A 15718-nucleotide genomic window follows, 5' to 3' on the forward strand; every position below is an offset into this window, starting at 1 on the left:
CACGTTCGCGAGATTTTGCATGGAGCAACGTCCCGATCCTCCCTATGCTCCGTGTAAGTGAGCGTCTTTCCGTGGGTGGCGTGGTACGCGTTCCGCCGATACACCGCCTACCCGCTCAGCTCGCTCGCCGAGGCCGTCACCAACACGGTCTTCGCCTTCATGCGGGCGTACGTGCTGATCGCCCTCTGGCAGGCCCGGCCCGCGCTCGGCGGCTACGACGTCACCGACGCGGTCACGTTCTGCTTCCTGACCCAGGCCATGATCGGGCCGGTGCAGGTCTTCCGCGGCCTGGAGCTCAGCGACCGCGTCCGCAGCGGTGACGTCGCGATCGACCTCTACCGGCCGGTCGGCCTGCAGGGCTGGTGGCTGGCCGACGACCTGGGCCGCGCCACGGCCGAGCTGCTGCTGCGCAGCGGCCTTCCCGTGGTGGCCGGGACGCTGGTCTTCACGCTGCGTCCCGCCGGGCCGTGGGCGCTGGCCGCGTTCGCCCTCGCGTTGCCGCTGGCGATCCTGGTGAGCTTCGCGATCCGCTACCTGGTCGCGCTGGCGGTGTTCTGGCTGCATGACGACCGCGGGCTGCAGGCCATCTCGCTCGTGATGTCGCTGTTCTTCTCCGGCATGATCCTGCCGCTGGTGGTCTTCCCCGGCTGGCTGGGCGACATCGCGAGGGTCCTGCCGTGGGCGGCGCTCATCCAGGTGCCGGCCGACATCTACCTCGGCAAGCGCACCGGCTCGGGCCTGGTCGCGGCGCTGGGCTTCCAGGTCGCGTGGGCGGCGGCGCTGCTGGCGGCCGGCGCCCTGCTCACCCTCGCCGCGCGGCGGAAGCTGGTGATCCACGGTGGCTGAACCGGCGGCGCCGGGCGAGGTGGTCCGGGTGTACGGACTGCTCGCCTGGACATGGACGCGCGCGGCGGCGCAGTACCCCGTGTCGATGGTGCTGCTGACCCTCGCCGCGGCGGTGGTGAGCGCGCTGGACGTGGCCGCGATCCTGGTGATGTTCACGCGCGCCCCGCACATCGCGGGCTTCGCCGCGCCGGAGGTCCTGTTCCTGTACGGGACGTCGGCGCTGTCGTTCGCGCTGGCGGACGCGCTTTTCGGGGCCACCGAACGGCTCGGAAGGCACATCCGGGAGGGCACGCTCGACGCCATGCTCGTACGGCCGGTGAGCCCGCTCGTGCAGGTCGCCACCGAGGACTTCTCGCCCCGACGGCTCGGCAAGGTCGTCCCGGCCGCCGTCGTGCTGGCGCTGGCCCTGCCCCGGCTGGACGTGACCTGGACGGCGGGCCGGATCGTGATGATCCCGGCGATGGTGGTCACCGGGATCACGATCTTCTCAGGGCTGTGGGTGCTGACGGCCTCGGTGCAGTTCGTGCTGATCGACGGGCACGGCGCGACCAAGTCCGTCACGTACGGCGGCGCGTTCCTGACGCAGTATCCGCTGAGCGTGTTCGCCCGGGACTTCGTGCGCGGGGTGACGTTCGTCGTCCCGCTCGCGTTCGTGAACTGGCAGCCCGGCCTGTACGTCCTGGACCGCGCCGACCCGCTCGGGCTGCCGGGCGCGGTGCGGTTCGCCGCACCGGCCGTCGCCGCGGTCGTCTGCGTGCTGGCGGGTCTCGGGTGGCGGGCCGGGCTGCGCCACTACCGGTCGACGGGGAGCTGAGGAACATGATCGAGGTCATCGGGGCGGCCAAGTCGTTCAGCGTGCGGCGGCGGACGGGCCGCCTGCGCCGCGGCCGGGCCACCGTGCACGCCGTGCACGACGTCTCGTTCGAGGTCGCGGCGGGCGAGTTCGTCGGCTACCTCGGCCCGAACGGGGCAGGCAAGTCGACGACGATCAAGATGCTCACCGGGATCCTCACGCCCTCGGCGGGCACGGTGCGGGTGTGCGGGCTGGACCCCTCCCGGCGGCGCACCACGCTGGCCCGGCGGATCGGCGTGGTCTTCGGGCAGCGCACCACGCTGTGGTGGGACCTGCCGCTGCGCGACAGCCTGACACTGATCCGGCACGTGTACCGGGTGGACACGGCCGCGCACCAGGCGCGGCTGGCCGAGCTGACCGGCCTGCTCGAACTCGGCCCGTTCCTCGACACCCCGGTGCGCCAGCTCAGCCTGGGCCAGCGGATGCGCGGCGACCTGGCGGCGGCGCTGCTGCACGACCCCGAGCTGCTGGTGCTCGACGAGCCCACCATCGGCCTGGACGTGGTGAGCAAGGCGACGGTGCGCGAGTTCCTGGCCCGGCTCAACGCCGAGCGCGGCACCACGGTCCTGCTCACCACGCACGACCTCGGCGACATCGAGCGGCTCTGCCGCCGCGTAATGATCATCGACCAGGGGCGGCTGGCGTACGACGGGGATCTCGCCCGGCTGCGCGCCACCGTGGACGCCGAGCGGATGCTCGTGGTCGAGCTCGCCCGGCCGAGCCCGCCGATCTCCCTGCCCGGCGTGGTGGTGGAGCGCGTCGAAGGGCCGCGCCAGTGGCTGCGGCTCCCCCGCACGGCGAACGCGGCGACGGTGGTGGCCGCGCTGGCCGAACGCCACGAGGTGCGCGACATCGCGCTGCGCGACGCCGACATCGAGGACGTGGTCGCCCGGCTCTACCGTCAGGTGGGCACCCGGGCGTAGTAGTCCGAGGACTCCTCCTCGTCGTCGTGGTCGGAGCGGCGGCCCGACCACCGGCGCGGCGCCCAGGTCGGGGCCATCAGCGCGAAGCCCATCAGCGCGTAGACGCCCGTGCCGAGCAGCATGCGCAGGCCCGAGTCGAGCTCGCCGCCCGGCGGCACCTTGCCGGGCAGGTCGAGGACGCGATCGGGATCGATGAGGAAGTAGACCGAAAATCCGATGAGGGCGAGCGCGGGAACGAGCGACACCAGCGGCGACGCCCAGCGGGCGACGACGATCACGCCCACGACCAGCCCGACGGCCGCCAGCAGCGCGAACGCCCCGTACATGCGCGTGCTGTCGGTGATCTGCCGGCCGGCACCGTCGAACGACTGACCGGCCTGCACGTATCCCCAGGCAGAGCCGTAGACCAGCGCCGGGGCCAGGAGGACGCCGAGAAGGAAACCGAAGGCGTGGCGCACGGCTCATCACATCCCATCGGCACGGGCCCGCGATCGGCGGGAGCGGGCTCTCGTGCGGTTCCATCTCAGCACGCACATCAGGCACAGCGCAGCAAATCAGGACATGAGATCTGGCCGGTGGCGGGCCTTCCGCATCCGGAGTGACTGTTTCGATGCGGTTTGTTGGGGCATCGGGGTGCCGTTCGTTCCAAAAGAGACCTACGGAGGCACCGATGTCGACCGTACTCATGGTCGTCATAGCCGTCGTCATCGTCGCGGCCGTCGCCGGCGTCGGCTATCTGGCCTGGAAGCAGGCCCGGACGCGGCAGCTGCGGCGGCAGTTCGGCCCCGAATACGACCGGGCCGTGGAGCGGCAGGGCGGCCGGGCCGCCGCGGAGCGGGAGCTGCTCTCCCGCCGGCAGCGGCACGAGGAGCTGGAGCTGCGCGAGCTCGAACCGCGCCAGCGCGACCTCTACCGCGAGCAGTGGGTGCACGTCCAGGAGCAGTTCGTCGACACCCCCGAGGCCGCCGTCGAACAGGCGGACCGGCTCGTGACCGTCGTCATGGGCGAGCGCGGCTACCCGACCCGCGACTTCGACGACAAGGTCGCGCACCTGTCGGTCGAGCACGGCCGCACGATCGACCACTACCGGCGCGCCCGCGGGATCAGTGACCGCGCCGGGCGGAAGGAGGCGACCACCGAGGACCTCCGCCAGGCGATGGTGCACTACCGGGCCCTCTTCGAGGACCTGCTCGCCGTGCCGATGGAGGAGCGCGGGACCGTGCCGCGCGAGCCCGGGCAGGGGTCCGAGCCCGCCCCGGAGGGCGAGGCGAAGGCGGGGACGGCCACGCCGGGACCGCAGCCGGGTGAACGCCGTGGCGACGAATCACAGCCCAGGAGCTGATCGACCATGGAGAACCGACCTGCCGACCGTCCCGGCCCGCGACCGGGACCTCAGCCGGGACCGCAGCCGGGACCTCAGCCGGGACCGCAGCCGGGAAAGGCGCCCGGAACCGCCGGTCCGGAACTGACCGCCGACGAGCGCGCACAGGCCGTGGGCACCGGCGAGGTGACCGTGAGCGGGGACACCCACGTCGCCGGTCCCGCGCCGGAGGACGAGGTGGCCACGTCGTTCCCCTCGAAGCCGTCGGCACCGGCGTCCGGCGAACGCGTCGAGCGGCTCGTGGATCCCAAGGACGCCGACCGGTTCCACGAGCGCTGGCGCGACCTGCAGGCCGCCTTCGTCGACGACCCGCGCGACACCGTGCGCAGGGCGGACGAGCTGACCACCGAGGTCGTCGAACTGATCAAGTCGAGCCTCCTGGAGCGCAAGCGGTCGCTGGACGAGCGCTGGCGGAGCGAGAAGCAGGACGATCAGGCCGACACCGAACGGCACCGGCTGGCGCTCCGGGCCTACCGCGACCTCATCGAGCGCCTGCTGTCCACCTGACCGGAGCCGACCAGGACGAGCCCCGCCTCCCTTCTCCCGCGGGCGGGGCTCGTTCGCGGCGCGTGCGCCGGCGGGCTGGTCGGCGGCGGCTTCGCGGGGAATACTGAACGACGTTCGGTATGCGCTGCGAAGTGGAGGCTCAACGGTGACCGGCTTCACGATGACCATCGACGGGCGGAGCGCGGACGCGCCCGGCACGTTCGGCGTGATCAACCCCGCGACCGGTGCGGTGGCCGAACAGGCCCCCGACGCCTCCCGCGAACAGCTCGACCAGGCCATGGCCGCCGCGCAGGCGGCCCTGCCCGGATGGCGCGGCGACGAGCAGGCCCGGCGCAAGGCGCTGCTGGCCGCGGCGGACCTGATGTTCGCCAAGGCCGAGGAGATCGGCCGCATCCTCACCCTCGAACAGGGCAAGCCGCTCGGCGACGCCACCATGGAGGTCGTCGGCGCGGGCGTCTGGCTCAAGTACTTCGCCGACCTGGAGCTGCCGCGCGAGGTCATCCAGGACGACGACGCCGCGTTCGTCGAGGTGGTGCGGCGGCCGATGGGCGTCGTCGCGGCCATCACCCCGTGGAATTATCCGCTCCTGCTGGCGATCTGGAAGCTGGCGCCCGCCCTGCTCGCCGGCAACACCATGGTCCTCAAGCCCTCCCCGTACACGCCGCTGAGCAGCCTGAAGCTCGGCGAGGTGCTGCGCGACGTGCTGCCGCCCGGCGTGCTGAACGTCGTGACCGGCGGCGACGAGCTCGGCGCCTGGATGACCGCGCACGAGGTGCCCCGCAAGATCAGCTTCACCGGCAGCGTCGCCACCGGCAAACGGGTGGCCGCGGCCGCCGCTCCCGACCTCAAGCGGCTGACGCTCGAACTGGGCGGCAACGACCCGGCCATCCTGCTCGACGACGCCGACCCGGCCGCGGTGGCCGACCGGCTGTTCGGCGCGGCCTTCCAGAACAACGGCCAGGTCTGCTCGGCGATCAAGCGCGTGTACGTGCCCGAGAGCCTGTACGGCGACGTCGTGGACGCGCTGGCCGCCAAGGCCCGTTCGGCCAAGGTCGGCGACGGCCTGGCGGAGGGCGTCCAGTACGGACCGATCAACAACAGGCCGCAGTTCGAGCGGGTCTCCGAACTGGTCGCCGAGGCGCTGGCAGGCGGCGCCCGCGCCGCCGCGGGCGGCAAGCCCATCGACGGCCCCGGCTACTTCTTCGAGCCGACGATCCTGGCCGACGTCGCCGACGGCAGCCGGATCGTGGACGAGGAGCAGTTCGGCCCGGCGCTGCCGATCGTCAAGTACGCCGACCTGGACGAGGCCGTCGCCCGGGCCAACGGGACGCACTTCGGCCTGTCCGGCTCGGTCTGGAGCGCCGACGCCGACCGCGCCGCCGAGGTCGCGGGCCGCCTCGAATGCGGCACCGCCTGGGTCAACACCCATCTCGCGCTCGCGCCGCACCAGCCGTTCGGCGGCTTCAAGTGGAGCGGCGTCGGCGTGGAGAACGGCCCCTGGGGCCTGTACGGCTTCACCGAACTGCAGGTGATCCACCGGTCCCGGCGCTGACCGCGCGCCCGCGCCGGGCGGTCCCCGATGACCAGGGGTTGTACGGAAGGTCACGACTTCGAGTCCGGAAAGTGACACGGCAACTACTGGTCGTCGGCCGCCCGGATGGGAGACTCTCTGCGCGAGGCGCTGAAACGGCACCGATCGGCGACCGCGGAGGACCGGATGGACAAGTGGGACGTCGTTCGCCAGGACGATCTCGGCAACGAGTTCCCGGTGGCCGCCTACGACTCCCGGGTCGCGGCCCTGGCCCATGTCCTGCGCCTGGAGAGCGGCGTTCCGCACAAGCAGCTCTACTGGATCGCCGGCCCGCCCGGTCCCGCCCTGCACACCAACCGCGACCTCTACCTGCACTTCCTGCACCTCGGCCAGGAGGCGCGGGCGAGTTCCTGGTCGCTGTCGACCTTCCTGCGGTCGTTGTGGAAGGTGAGCGCTCCGCTCCGTGACCGCGACCCCCTGGCTCCGGACGACGTGGCGGCGATGTTCTCGGCGGCCGCGGCCACGCCGCCCGCCGAGTTCGACCCGGCGTGGCTGAGCAAGGACCTGTCTCTGCCGGGCCGGGAACCGGACGGGTACGGCGACTGGGAACGGGTGATCCTGTCCCAGCTCGCCGACCTGGCCGACTTCCGGACCGCGCCGCCCGGCCCGCAGGCCCGCTTCGGCGTCGACGCCCCGCGCCCGCCCGGCACCGGACGCCGCGCGACCCCGCGCCGCTGGTACAACTTCGACCCGGCCACCTACCTGGAGTGCGCCGTGGCAGGCAGCCTCGGCGGCTGGGACACGGCGGACGGCACCCGCGTGCCGCTGGCCGCCGGGGCGGAGGGCCCGGCGCGATCCCGGTGCTACCTGCGCTCGATCACCACGATGAGCTGGGCCGACCTGGCGCGGATCGCGGTGTGCGGCCAGATCTACGAGTGACGCCGCCGCGCGGCCCTGTCCGACCCGGATGCGAGACTGGGCAGGTGAGCGACAGGTCCGTCCGGTACGAGCACCGGGGTGACTGGTGGCTGGCGGCGGGCCGGCCCCACGCGGCGCTGCGCCCGTTCCTCGCCGTCTACGAGGGCTACTGGGAGTCCCGGGCGGTGCCGAGCCGGATGCGGACCCTGCCCACCCGCCACACGGTCATGATCATAAATCTGGGCCCGCCGCTGCGCCTGCACGTCCCCGACCCCGCGGCGCGTCCCACCGCCTACGACTCGTTCGTCGCGGGCATGCACGACGGCCACGGGATGTACGAGCACGCGGGCGGCCAGCGCGGCATCCAGCTCGACGTCACCCCGCTCGGCGCCTACACCCTGCTCGGCGTCCCGATGGGCGCCCTCACCAACCTCGCCGTCGACCTCGCCGACGTGCTCGGGCCGCAGGTGCGCACGCTCGTCGACCGGCTCCAGGAGGCCCCGGGCTGGGGCGAACGTTTCGACCTTCTCGACGCGTTCCTGCTCCGGCGGCTGGCGGCCGGTCCCTCTCCCGATCCCGAGGTGCGGGAGGCCTGGCACCTGCTCACCGCGACCGACGGCCGCACTCCGGTGGCCGTGCTCGCCGGGGAGGTGGGCTGGAGCCGCAAGCACCTCACCCACCGTTTCAAGGAGCAGGTGGGCCTCAGCCCCAAGGTGATGGCCCGCGTGCTGCGGTTCCAGCGCGCCGTCGACCTGATGTCCCGGGGCGTGCCGAGCTGGATCGACATCGCCGTCACCTGCGGCTACTACGACCAGGCCCATCTCAACCGCGAGTTCCGCGCCCTGGCCGGGTGCACCCCGACCGAGCTTCTCGCCGGCCGCGCCCCCGAATACGTCACCACCACCGCCGGCGAGGCGCCCTGACGTCCGGGCGGTTCCATTCGTCCAAGACGGCCGGGCCGCACGGCTCGTACCGTCGACGACGAGGACGACCTGACGACGAAGGAGGCAACGACCATGACGGCACCGACGGTGTTCCCGGCGCTGAGCTACACCGACGCCCCGGCCGCGATCAAGTGGCTCACCGGCGCGTTCGGACTCACCGAGCACTTCGTGGCGGAGGGGCCTGGCGGCACGGTGGCGCACGCCGAGCTGGCCTGGGGCGACGGCGGCGTGATCATGCTGGGCTCGGTCCGCGAGGACGAGACGTTCCGGACGGGCCGCTGCTGGCTCTATCTGATCGTGGACGACCCCGACGCGCACCACGAGCGCGCCGTCGCGGCGGGAGCGGAGGTGGTCCAGCCGCTCAAGGACGAGGACTACGGCAGCCGCGGCTACACCGCCCGTGATCCCGAGGGGCACCTGTGGAGCTTCGGCACCTACCGGCCTGCCTCCGGCGGCTGACCCGCATCAGGCATCGGCCCGACCCCGGGCCGCACGCGGAATTGACCTGGACCCGACCATCCAGGTCTGGACGCGGCGGCGCGGCGGGGCGACGATCAGAGAGTGGCACGGCTGATGCTGCTCGGTATCGGGACGGCCAGGTCGCCCCGGTTCGCACCGGCGGGCCTGCTCGTCGAGTACGGCCACACGAGGGTGGGTCTCGACGGCGGCCCGGGCTCCGAACCGCCGGAGAACGTCGACGCCTGGCTGGTGGCCGACGAGCGGGGACCCCTCCGCGACGACCTGCACCGGATCGCGCACGAGTCCGGCATGCTCCGACCGGCCGTGGCGCCGTTCCGCCAGGGCACCCTGCACGTCGACCCGCTGCCGGTCGCGCATCCCAGGCCGGGCGTGCACGGCTACAAGATCACGCGGGGTCACCGGGCCGCCGTCTGGGCGCCGGACTTCGCCGAGCCGCCCGGCTGGGTGGAGGGCGCCGACCTGGTGTTCGCCGGGGCGGCCGGATGTGACGTGGCCGAGACCGCCGAGGCCGCCCGGCGGCTGGGCGTGCGGCGGCTCGTATTCGTCCGCCCGGGCGACGCGGCGTGCGCGGCCATGGACGCGGGGAAAAATCCGCCGTTCGGTGAATGGGGCGAGGAGGGCGGGCAATACCGGATGTGACTGCATACGGTGGTGCCCATGGTCTGGCTCGGTGTTCCCCTCCTCCTCGCAGGGACGATCCTGCTGTTCGCCACGGACCTCGACGTGGCCGGCGCGGTCCTGATGACGCTCGGCGCGGTGTCGGCCGTCGCGGGGATCCTGCGGCTCCGCCGCCGTGCGCGGGGCCGTGCGCGGGACCGTTCGGCCGTCGAGGCGTACTACCGGACGAGCACGGGGAAGATCGCCGCCATGATCGCCGCGGTCGTCTACATCGTGTCGCCGATCGACCTCATCCCCGATCCGCTCCTCCCGGTCGGGATCGTCGACGACGCCACGGCCCTGACCTGGCTGGTCATCGCGTTCAGCCAGGAGGCCGCGCGCCGGCGCCGCAGCCGCCAGGCCTGAACAGCAGGGCCAGCGCGGGCAGCGGGAAGAGCAGCAGGAAGAGGTTCGGCAGCCACCACGTGAGCGAGAAGTCGCCGCGCAGGGCCCAGAACGCGATCGCTTGCAGGCCCGCCGTGCTCGTCAGCGTGAGCGAGACCGTCATCAGCACCTGCCAGCCCCGCGGGCGGCACAGGCTCGCCAGGCCGGTCACGCTCGCCGCGAGGTCGAGCGGGAGGAACGAGGTGTTCCAGTCGGCCAGAACGGGATCGGCGTAGTCCTTGTACGCCAGTTCCTGCGGGATCATCCCGCCGCACGCGACCACCCAGTAGAGCAGGAAGCCCACGTCGGTCAGCAGCATGGCGGCCTTGGTCGGCCCGAGCACGCGCGGACTCATCCGTGGCTCACCCCGCCGCCGAGGTTCATGACGACGACTCCGACGAGGATGATGCCCGCGCCGATCAGGGTGACGGGCCGGACCGGCTCGTCGAAGAGCAGCGCGCCTCCCGCGAACGCGCCCACCGTGCCGAGCGCCGACCAGATCGCGTACACGGGGCCCACGTTCAGCGCTGTCAGCGCCTTGGCCAGCAGGACGAACGAGACGATGTAGCCGACCACCACGATCGAGGACGGGCCGAGCTTGGAGAAGCCCTCCGACGCTCGGAGCGAGAGGGTGGCGGTCACCTCGGCGGCGATGGCCAGCCCGAGGAGCACGTACGGCATCACGTGCGGCACGGCGGTCACTCCCCTTCCGGAATCAGTGCGCTCAGCCGGGCGCGGACCTCCCGGTGGAGATCGTCGTGCGGCGGGGCCAGATCGAGCAGCCGCGCCAGCCACCATCCGTCCACCGCGAGCCGTACGAGGGTGGCGGTGGCCGGGTCGAGGCCGTCGCCGGCGATCCGCCGCTGCCACAGCTCGTAGCGGCGCCGCAGCGCGTCCAGTACTTCGGGGCCGCCGGAGACCCCGGCGAGCAGCGCCACCGACACCCGGTCGAAGCCGTCGTCGGCCGGCACGTCGGCCGCCGGGATGGTCGCCTCCAGCCAGGCCCTGGTGAAGGCGCCCGGCGGCGAGCCCGGCGGTGGCAGCTCCGCCTCGAACCGCTCCACCAGCCGGTCGAGGACCCCTTCGACCAGGGCCCGCTTGGACCCGAAGTGATGGAGCAGCCCGCCCTTGCTCACCCCGGCCTCGGCGGCGACGGCGTCCAGCCGCACCGCGTCCGCACCGCCCGCGATGAGCATGCGCTCGACCGCGTCCAGGATCCGGTCCCGCATCCTGCCTCCTGCCCTGGGTTCAGACCGTCCAGACGGTCGGTCGTCAGCCTAGCCCGGCGGAGACCGGTGATCCAGTCGTTCGCTCAGTGATCGCTCGCGATGGCCTCGACGACCTTGAGGTCGGCGTCCCAGTCGGTGCCTGGACGCGGCCAGTGCAGGGCGATGTCGGTGATGCCGAGCTCGGCGTACCGGCCCGCGAGATCGGCGAACGCCTCGGCCGACGCCAGCCACGGCTCCTCGGTGAAACCGGTGAGGAACAGCCGCCGCAGCCGCCCCACGTCGCGGCCTTCGGCGTCGCACGCCTCCCGCAGGCCCTCCAGTTGCCTGCGCACGGCCTCCCGCGGGTCATGGCGGAGCTCGCGGCTGCCGGTGGTGACCCACAGGTCGCCGTGGCGGGCGGCCAGCCGGAGACCGCGCGGCCCGGTGGCGGCGATCGCGAACGGGAGCCGCGGCCGCTGCAGGCAGCCCGGCGAGGTCAGCACCTCGCGGGCCGAGTAGTACGTGCCCTCGAAGGTCACCTCGGGCCCGCGCAGCAGGGCGTCCATGAGGTCGACCCATTCGGCGAACCGGCCGGCGCGTTCGCGTGGCGTCCACTCACCGCCGCCGAGGATGCCCGCGTCGGACCTGCGGCTCGTGCCGCCGGCGCCGATCGCCAGGGTGAACCTGCCGCCGCTGATGTGGTCGATGGTCCTGGCCGCGTGTGCCGTGGGCACCGGGTGGCGGAAGTTGGGCGAGGTGACGAGCGTGCCCAGCCTGATCCGCGAGGTGATCGCGGCCGCGGCGGACAGCGTGCTGAACGCGTCGTACCACGGAGTGGTGCCCCGCCAGGCGATGTGGTCGTACACCCATGCCGTCTCGAACCCCAGCTCCTCGGCACGCCGCCACAGCTCCCCCGCCCGCGGCCACGGCTCCGTCGGCCACATCACCGTGCTGATCCTCGGCCGTTCCACGGCGCCTCCCCGCGATCGTGTCGGGGGCCAGGCTCTCATCAACGGCCCAGCCAGCTGCGCAGCGCCCACCACCAGTGCGCGGCGGACTCGGCCCCGCCGGCGTCGGACGGCGAGCGGCCCGTCAGCTCGCGAAGGCGGCGGAGCCGGTATTTCACCGTGTTGCCGTGGACGTGCAGCGCGGTGGCCGTGTCGTCGATCCGGCCGCCGTGGTCCAGGTAGGCCAGCGCGGTCTCGGCGAGCTCCCGGTGGAACGGGTCGCCGGGACGCAGCCCGCCGAGCAGCCCGCCGGCCAGCAGGCGGCCGAGCTCGGGCTCGGACCGGGTGACCGTGAGCAGCGCGAGATCGGTCAGATCGCGCAGGCCGCGCATCCCGGCCGTGCGGCCCGCCCGCAACGCCCGCCGGCCCAGCTCGTACAGCGGCGCGATCTCGGCGGGCCGCACCGCGGGGGCGGCCACCAGCAGCGGGGTGTCCGGCGGGAACGGCGGCAACCGGGTGACGACCGCCGCCAGCCGCCCGTCGACGAACCCGCAGAGCCCGTGCCCGGACGCGGTCAGGGCGGCCTCGATCCCGGCGGCCACGGCAGGGTCGCTGACGTCGGAGACCACGCAGTGGTACCGGACGGCGGGATCGAGCGGGGCCAGGACGGGCTCGGGCTCTCCGTGCAGGAGCCGGCGCAGCGTCTGGACGTGGCTCTCGCGCGTGGTGCGGGCCATCTCCAGCTCGGCGACGCGGTGGGCGTGGACCATGCGGTGCACGAGCGCGGTGGTGATGTCGTCGATGCGGGTGACGCCGTCGAGCAGCACGCCGGCGGGCACCCCCAGGGCGCGCCCCTCGTCGATCAGCAGCCGGACCAGATGCGACCGGCCCGCCTGGAAACCGTCGAGGAACGAGGCCACGGGGACGCCCTGCCGGGCGCGGTCCGAGCCGAGCCGTTCCGCCGCGCGGAGCACGTCCTCGCCAGGCTCGCCGCCGCTCGCCAGCGCGGCCAGCACGCCGGTGAGGAGCGCCTCGGTGTGGCGCCGGGTCTCCTCCTCCGGCAGGGCCGCCACCAGCTCGGACTTGCTCCGGGCGGCGCGGACCGTCGTGTCCAGCAGCGCGGGGTCGGTGCTGCGCTCCAGCAGCAGCCGGAGGAACGGGTCGGCGTCCGGTGGCGCCACGGGCGGCCTCCTCGCCTCCTCGTCTCGGCCGTTGTCCGTCGAGGACAACGGCCTGCCTCCTGCTTGGACCGAATCAGCCTAGGCGATGGGCGCGCGGGTGATGTTTGGTGGTAGGAGACAATCGAAGGAGTGTCCCGTGTCCGACGAAGAGAAGTTCCTCGACAAGCTGGCGACCGACTTGATCTTCCGGCTGCCCCCGTCCTTCGACACCGTCGAGGAGGAGCGCCGGCACCGCAAGGAACGGCTCACGGCCGCGCTGCGGATCTTCGGGAAGTTCGGGTTCGAGGAGGGCGTGGCCGGTCACATCACCGCCCGCGACCCCGAGCACACCGACCATTTCTGGGTCAACCCGTTCGGCATGTCCTTCAAGCACATCACGGTCAGCGACCTGATCCTGGTCAACCACCAGGGCCAGGTGGTGGAGGGCCGGTACCCGGTCAACGAGGCCGCGTTCGCCATCCACTCCCAGGTGCACCAGGCCCGCCCGGGCGTGGTGGCCGCCGCCCACAGCCACTCCACGCACGGCCGCGCGATCTCGGCGCTGGGCCAGAAGCTGGAGCCGATCACGCAGGACGTCTGCGCGTTCTACGAGGACCACGGGCTCTTCGACGACTACACGGGCGTCGTCACCGACCTGGAGGAGGGCAAGCGCATCGCCGCCGCCCTCGGCGACCACAAGGCCGTGATCCTGCGCAACCACGGCCTGCTCACCGTGGGCGAGACCGTCGACGCCGCCGCCTGGTGGTTCATCACGATGGAGCGGTCGTGCCAGGTGCAGCTCCTGGCCAAGGCCGCCGGGACGGTGGTGCCGATCGAGCCGGAGAACGCCAGGCTGACCCACTCGCAAATCGGCAACGACCTGGTCGGGTGGATCAACTACCAGCCGCTGTACGACCAGATCGTCCGCGAGCAGCCTGACCTCTTCGACTGACCGGCCCCGCGTGCGGACCCGGCCGCTCGCGATGGGCCTGGAACGCCGTGCCCGGTGGTGAAACGCTCATGGCATGGGCTACGACATCGAGCAGCCGTACGGGCCGTTGATCGAGACCACGGTGCGGGTGGTGACCTGGAACGTCTGGTCGCGGTACGGACCGTGGCGCGACCGCGAACGGGCGATCCTCGACGTGCTGAAGGCCGCCGGGGGCGACCTGGTGGTGCTCAACGAAGCCTGGGAGAGCCGGGACGACACCCAGGCCGAGCGGCTGAAGCACGCCCTCGGGCTGCCCCATCACGCGTTCCGGGGCTCACCCGAGGACGGCTCGGCCGACGGCGGGATGTCGGGCGTCCTGATCCTTTCGCGCTGGCCTCTCGCCCGGGTCGGCCGGCAACGGCTCGGCGACCAGGAGGGCTGGGACTCGGGCCTGGCCGTGTACGCGCGGGCAGACGGGCCGCGCGGGCCGCTGCACGTGTTCGGCGTCGGGCTCGGCTGGAAGCTCGGGCACAGCGTCCAGCGCCAGGGACAGCTCCGCGACCTCGGCTCGTACGTGCGGAAGCTGGCCGACACGTCGGCGCCCGTGGTGCTCTGCGGCGACTTCAACGCCGGACCCGACAGCGACGAGATCCGCATGCTGACCGGCCGCACCGCCGTGTCGGCCCCGGGGCTGGTCTTCTACGACGCCTGGGAACTGGCGGGCGACGGCACGCCCGGGCACACCTGGGCCAACGCCAATCCCTGGGCGCGCCCGGTGCTCTTCCCCGACCGCCGGATCGACTACGTCTTCTCGGCCTGGCCGAGGGCGGGCGGCGCCGGCCACCCCGTGCGCTGCGAGCTTGTCGGCACCGAGCCGGTCGACGGCGTCCTGCCGTCCGACCACTACGGCGTCCTGGCCGACCTCCGCTACTGAGCCGGAGCCAGGTCGACGGCCTGGCCGTCCCGGGACGACCGGACGGCGGCCTCGATGATCTCCAGGCCGAGGATGGCGTCGGCGAGGGTGACGGGCGGGGGCGCCTCACCGCGGACGGCCCGTTCGACGCCCGCGTAGAACTCCTGGTACGCGCCCGGCTCCGTGGGCTGGGGCCGTTCGTCGCCGGGTGTGCCGATCCGCCCGTACGCCTCGGGCGGCGTGACGCCCCAGCCCGCGTCTCTCGGGGTCATGCCCGCGCGCAGGGCGTCCTCCTGCCCGTCCAGCCCGTCGACGGTGTACGCGGCGCGGCCGCCCAGCACCCGGAAACGGGGGCCGAGCTGCGCCGCGGTCGCGCTCATCCAGAGGTGGACCCGGAGGGCGCCCGGGTAGGTCAGGGCGACGAACACGTCATCCGCGGCCACCGCGCCCGGACGGCGGACGTCGATCTCCGCGTACACCCGCTCCGGACGGCCGAAGAGATGGACCGCCTGGTCGATGAGATGCGAGCCCAGATCGTAGAGGATGCCGCCGCCGTCCCTGGGGTCGTCGCTCTCCTTCCAGCCCCGCTTGACCTGCGGCCGCCACCGTTCGAACCGCGACTCCAAGCGCAGCACGTCGCCCAGCGCGCCCTCCCGGACCAGCCGCCGGGCGGTCCGCAGGTCGCCGTCCCAGCGGCGGTTGTGGAACGGGATCACCGGCAGCCCGCGGACGGCGCTCAGCGCGGCGAGCGACCGCGCGTCGGCCGCCGAGGGCGCCAGCGGCTTGTCGACGACCACCGGCATCCCGGAGGTGAGCGCCTCCTTGGCCAGCGGCACATGCTGGCGGTTGGGCGCCGTCACCACCACCAGGTCGTACACCCCGGTGCCCTCCCACAGCCGGTCCACGCTGTCCAGGACCTTCGCATCCGGATAGCGCTCGCGGACGGCCGCCTGGCGTCCGGGGTTGGCGGTGACCACGGCGGCCAGCCGCAACCCGGCGACCGAGGAGATCAGCGGCGCGTGGAAAACCGAGCCGCCGGTGCCGAAGCCGATCAGAGCAACGCGCAGATCCATGCTCTGATCATGGCTGATGCCGTTCGCCGAGCCTGCCACCGGGGCCCGTGCCGTTCACCCGG

20 protein-coding genes are annotated in these 15718 nt (G+C 73.0%); 13 read left to right on the plus strand and 7 right to left on the minus strand.

What is annotated here, in order from left to right; all coding sequences use genetic code 11:
* The first annotated feature begins 57 nt into the window (after positions 1-57).
* From ABD333_RS15465 to ABD333_RS15475, 3 genes are read left to right on the plus strand one after another with little or no spacing between them, the layout of a single operon-like run.
* Positions 58-846, plus strand: coding sequence for an ABC transporter permease (locus tag ABD333_RS15465; RefSeq protein ID WP_344541470.1), 789 nt, complete (start codon positions 58-60; stop codon positions 844-846).
* The gene (locus tag ABD333_RS15470) at positions 839-1660 is read left to right on the plus strand and encodes an ABC transporter permease (RefSeq protein WP_344541471.1); all 822 of its coding nucleotides are present in this window, start codon (positions 839-841) and stop codon (positions 1658-1660) included. The genes ABD333_RS15465 and ABD333_RS15470 overlap by 8 nt, the downstream gene beginning before the upstream one ends.
* Before the next feature lie 5 nt (positions 1661-1665).
* Complete coding sequence (locus ABD333_RS15475) at positions 1666-2622, plus strand: ABC transporter ATP-binding protein (protein WP_344541473.1); 957 nt, start codon at positions 1666-1668, stop codon at positions 2620-2622.
* Here ABD333_RS15475 and ABD333_RS15480 read toward each other — a convergent pair.
* Entirely contained in the window at positions 2601-3080 is a 480-nt protein-coding gene (locus ABD333_RS15480) for a hypothetical protein (protein ID WP_344541475.1), read from the minus strand. The genes ABD333_RS15475 and ABD333_RS15480 overlap by 22 nt on opposite strands.
* Before the next feature lie 212 nt (positions 3081-3292).
* On the opposite strand from ABD333_RS15480, the gene ABD333_RS15485 reads away from it, so the two are divergent.
* The 8 genes from ABD333_RS15485 (at position 3293) to ABD333_RS15520 (ending at position 9406) form a co-directional block, all read left to right on the plus strand.
* On the plus strand, positions 3293-3964 hold the full coding sequence (locus tag ABD333_RS15485) for a hypothetical protein (protein WP_344541477.1): 672 nt from the start codon (positions 3293-3295) through the stop codon (positions 3962-3964).
* A gap of 6 nt (positions 3965-3970) precedes the next feature.
* The gene (locus ABD333_RS15490) at positions 3971-4510 is read left to right on the plus strand and encodes a hypothetical protein (protein WP_344541479.1); all 540 of its coding nucleotides are present in this window, start codon (positions 3971-3973) and stop codon (positions 4508-4510) included.
* Between the two features lie 145 nt (positions 4511-4655).
* Positions 4656-6062 (plus strand): aldehyde dehydrogenase family protein, encoded by a 1407-nt coding sequence (locus tag ABD333_RS15495; protein WP_344541481.1) that lies wholly within the window; start codon positions 4656-4658, stop codon positions 6060-6062.
* Between the two features lie 165 nt (positions 6063-6227).
* Positions 6228-6980 (plus strand): hypothetical protein, encoded by a 753-nt coding sequence (locus ABD333_RS15500; protein WP_344541482.1) that lies wholly within the window; start codon positions 6228-6230, stop codon positions 6978-6980.
* 44 nt (positions 6981-7024) lie between these two features.
* Entirely contained in the window at positions 7025-7882 is an 858-nt protein-coding gene (locus ABD333_RS15505; protein ID WP_344541483.1) for a helix-turn-helix domain-containing protein, read from the plus strand.
* Positions 7883-7975: 93 nt separating this feature from the next.
* On the plus strand, positions 7976-8362 hold the full coding sequence (locus ABD333_RS15510; RefSeq protein WP_344541485.1) for a VOC family protein: 387 nt from the start codon (positions 7976-7978) through the stop codon (positions 8360-8362).
* Between the two features lie 102 nt (positions 8363-8464).
* Complete coding sequence (locus tag ABD333_RS15515) at positions 8465-9022, plus strand: MBL fold metallo-hydrolase (RefSeq protein ID WP_344541487.1); 558 nt, start codon at positions 8465-8467, stop codon at positions 9020-9022.
* Positions 9023-9040: 18 nt separating this feature from the next.
* Positions 9041-9406 carry a YkvA family protein gene (locus ABD333_RS15520; RefSeq protein WP_344541489.1) on the plus strand — a complete coding sequence of 122 codons (366 nt, stop codon included), beginning with the start codon at positions 9041-9043 and terminating at the stop codon, positions 9404-9406.
* On the opposite strand, the gene ABD333_RS15525 is transcribed toward ABD333_RS15520, so the two are convergent.
* The 5 genes from ABD333_RS15525 to ABD333_RS15545 form a co-directional block, all read right to left on the minus strand.
* Positions 9363-9779: a DUF5360 family protein gene (locus ABD333_RS15525; RefSeq protein ID WP_344541491.1), complete on the minus strand. Its 417-nt coding sequence runs from the start codon at positions 9777-9779 to the stop codon at positions 9363-9365. The genes ABD333_RS15520 and ABD333_RS15525 overlap by 44 nt on opposite strands.
* Positions 9776-10117, minus strand: a complete 342-nt coding sequence (locus tag ABD333_RS15530; RefSeq protein ID WP_344541493.1) for a DMT family transporter — start codon at positions 10115-10117, stop codon at positions 9776-9778. The genes ABD333_RS15525 and ABD333_RS15530 overlap by 4 nt, the downstream gene beginning before the upstream one ends.
* A 5-nt stretch (positions 10118-10122) precedes the next feature.
* A complete protein-coding gene (locus tag ABD333_RS15535; protein WP_344541495.1) occupies positions 10123-10653 on the minus strand; it encodes a TetR/AcrR family transcriptional regulator in 531 nt (176 codons plus the stop codon).
* Between the two features lie 83 nt (positions 10654-10736).
* Positions 10737-11603, minus strand: coding sequence for an LLM class flavin-dependent oxidoreductase (locus ABD333_RS15540; RefSeq protein ID WP_344541497.1), 867 nt, complete (start codon positions 11601-11603; stop codon positions 10737-10739).
* A 38-nt stretch (positions 11604-11641) separates the two neighbouring features.
* The gene (locus tag ABD333_RS15545) at positions 11642-12760 is read right to left on the minus strand and encodes a PucR family transcriptional regulator (protein ID WP_344541498.1); all 1119 of its coding nucleotides are present in this window, start codon (positions 12758-12760) and stop codon (positions 11642-11644) included.
* Positions 12761-12896: 136 nt separating this feature from the next.
* Here ABD333_RS15545 and ABD333_RS15550 point away from each other — a divergent pair, with 136 nt between their 5' ends.
* Together ABD333_RS15550 and ABD333_RS15555 are read left to right on the plus strand one after the other, a co-directional pair.
* The gene (locus ABD333_RS15550; protein WP_344541500.1) at positions 12897-13691 is read left to right on the plus strand and encodes a class II aldolase/adducin family protein; all 795 of its coding nucleotides are present in this window, start codon (positions 12897-12899) and stop codon (positions 13689-13691) included.
* Between the two features lie 73 nt (positions 13692-13764).
* Positions 13765-14604: an endonuclease/exonuclease/phosphatase family protein gene (locus ABD333_RS15555; RefSeq protein ID WP_344541502.1), complete on the plus strand. Its 840-nt coding sequence runs from the start codon at positions 13765-13767 to the stop codon at positions 14602-14604.
* On the opposite strand, the gene ABD333_RS15560 is transcribed toward ABD333_RS15555, so the two are convergent.
* Entirely contained in the window at positions 14598-15656 is a 1059-nt protein-coding gene (locus ABD333_RS15560) for a Gfo/Idh/MocA family oxidoreductase (protein ID WP_344541504.1), read from the minus strand. The two genes, ABD333_RS15555 and ABD333_RS15560, sit on opposite strands and share 7 nt — an antisense overlap.
* Positions 15657-15718: the final 62 nt, after the last annotated feature.

The organism is Actinomadura fulvescens (assembly GCF_039533225.1).
In the GTDB taxonomy this organism is placed as follows: domain Bacteria; phylum Actinomycetota; class Actinomycetes; order Streptosporangiales; family Streptosporangiaceae; genus Spirillospora; species Spirillospora fulvescens.

Bases quoted from the DNA above. Each gene is read 5' to 3' on its own strand.
- ABD333_RS15490 (WP_344541479.1), top strand. From the start codon at position 3,971: ATGGAGAACCGACCTGCCGACCGTCCCGGCCCGCGACCGGGACCTCAG.
- ABD333_RS15510 (WP_344541485.1), top strand. From the start codon at position 7,976: ATGACGGCACCGACGGTGTTCCCGGCGCTGAGCTACACCGACGCCCCG.
- ABD333_RS15555 (WP_344541502.1), top strand. From the start codon at position 13,765: ATGGGCTACGACATCGAGCAGCCGTACGGGCCGTTGATCGAGACCACG.
- ABD333_RS15535 (WP_344541495.1), bottom strand. From the start codon at position 10,653: ATGCGGGACCGGATCCTGGACGCGGTCGAGCGCATGCTCATCGCGGGC.
- ABD333_RS15485 (WP_344541477.1), top strand. From the start codon at position 3,293: ATGTCGACCGTACTCATGGTCGTCATAGCCGTCGTCATCGTCGCGGCC.
- ABD333_RS15520 (WP_344541489.1), top strand. From the start codon at position 9,041: ATGGTCTGGCTCGGTGTTCCCCTCCTCCTCGCAGGGACGATCCTGCTG.
- ABD333_RS15500 (WP_344541482.1), top strand. From the start codon at position 6,228: ATGGACAAGTGGGACGTCGTTCGCCAGGACGATCTCGGCAACGAGTTC.
- ABD333_RS15560 (WP_344541504.1), bottom strand. From the start codon at position 15,656: ATGGATCTGCGCGTTGCTCTGATCGGCTTCGGCACCGGCGGCTCGGTT.
- ABD333_RS15475 (WP_344541473.1), top strand. From the start codon at position 1,666: ATGATCGAGGTCATCGGGGCGGCCAAGTCGTTCAGCGTGCGGCGGCGG.
- ABD333_RS15525 (WP_344541491.1), bottom strand. From the start codon at position 9,779: ATGAGTCCGCGCGTGCTCGGGCCGACCAAGGCCGCCATGCTGCTGACC.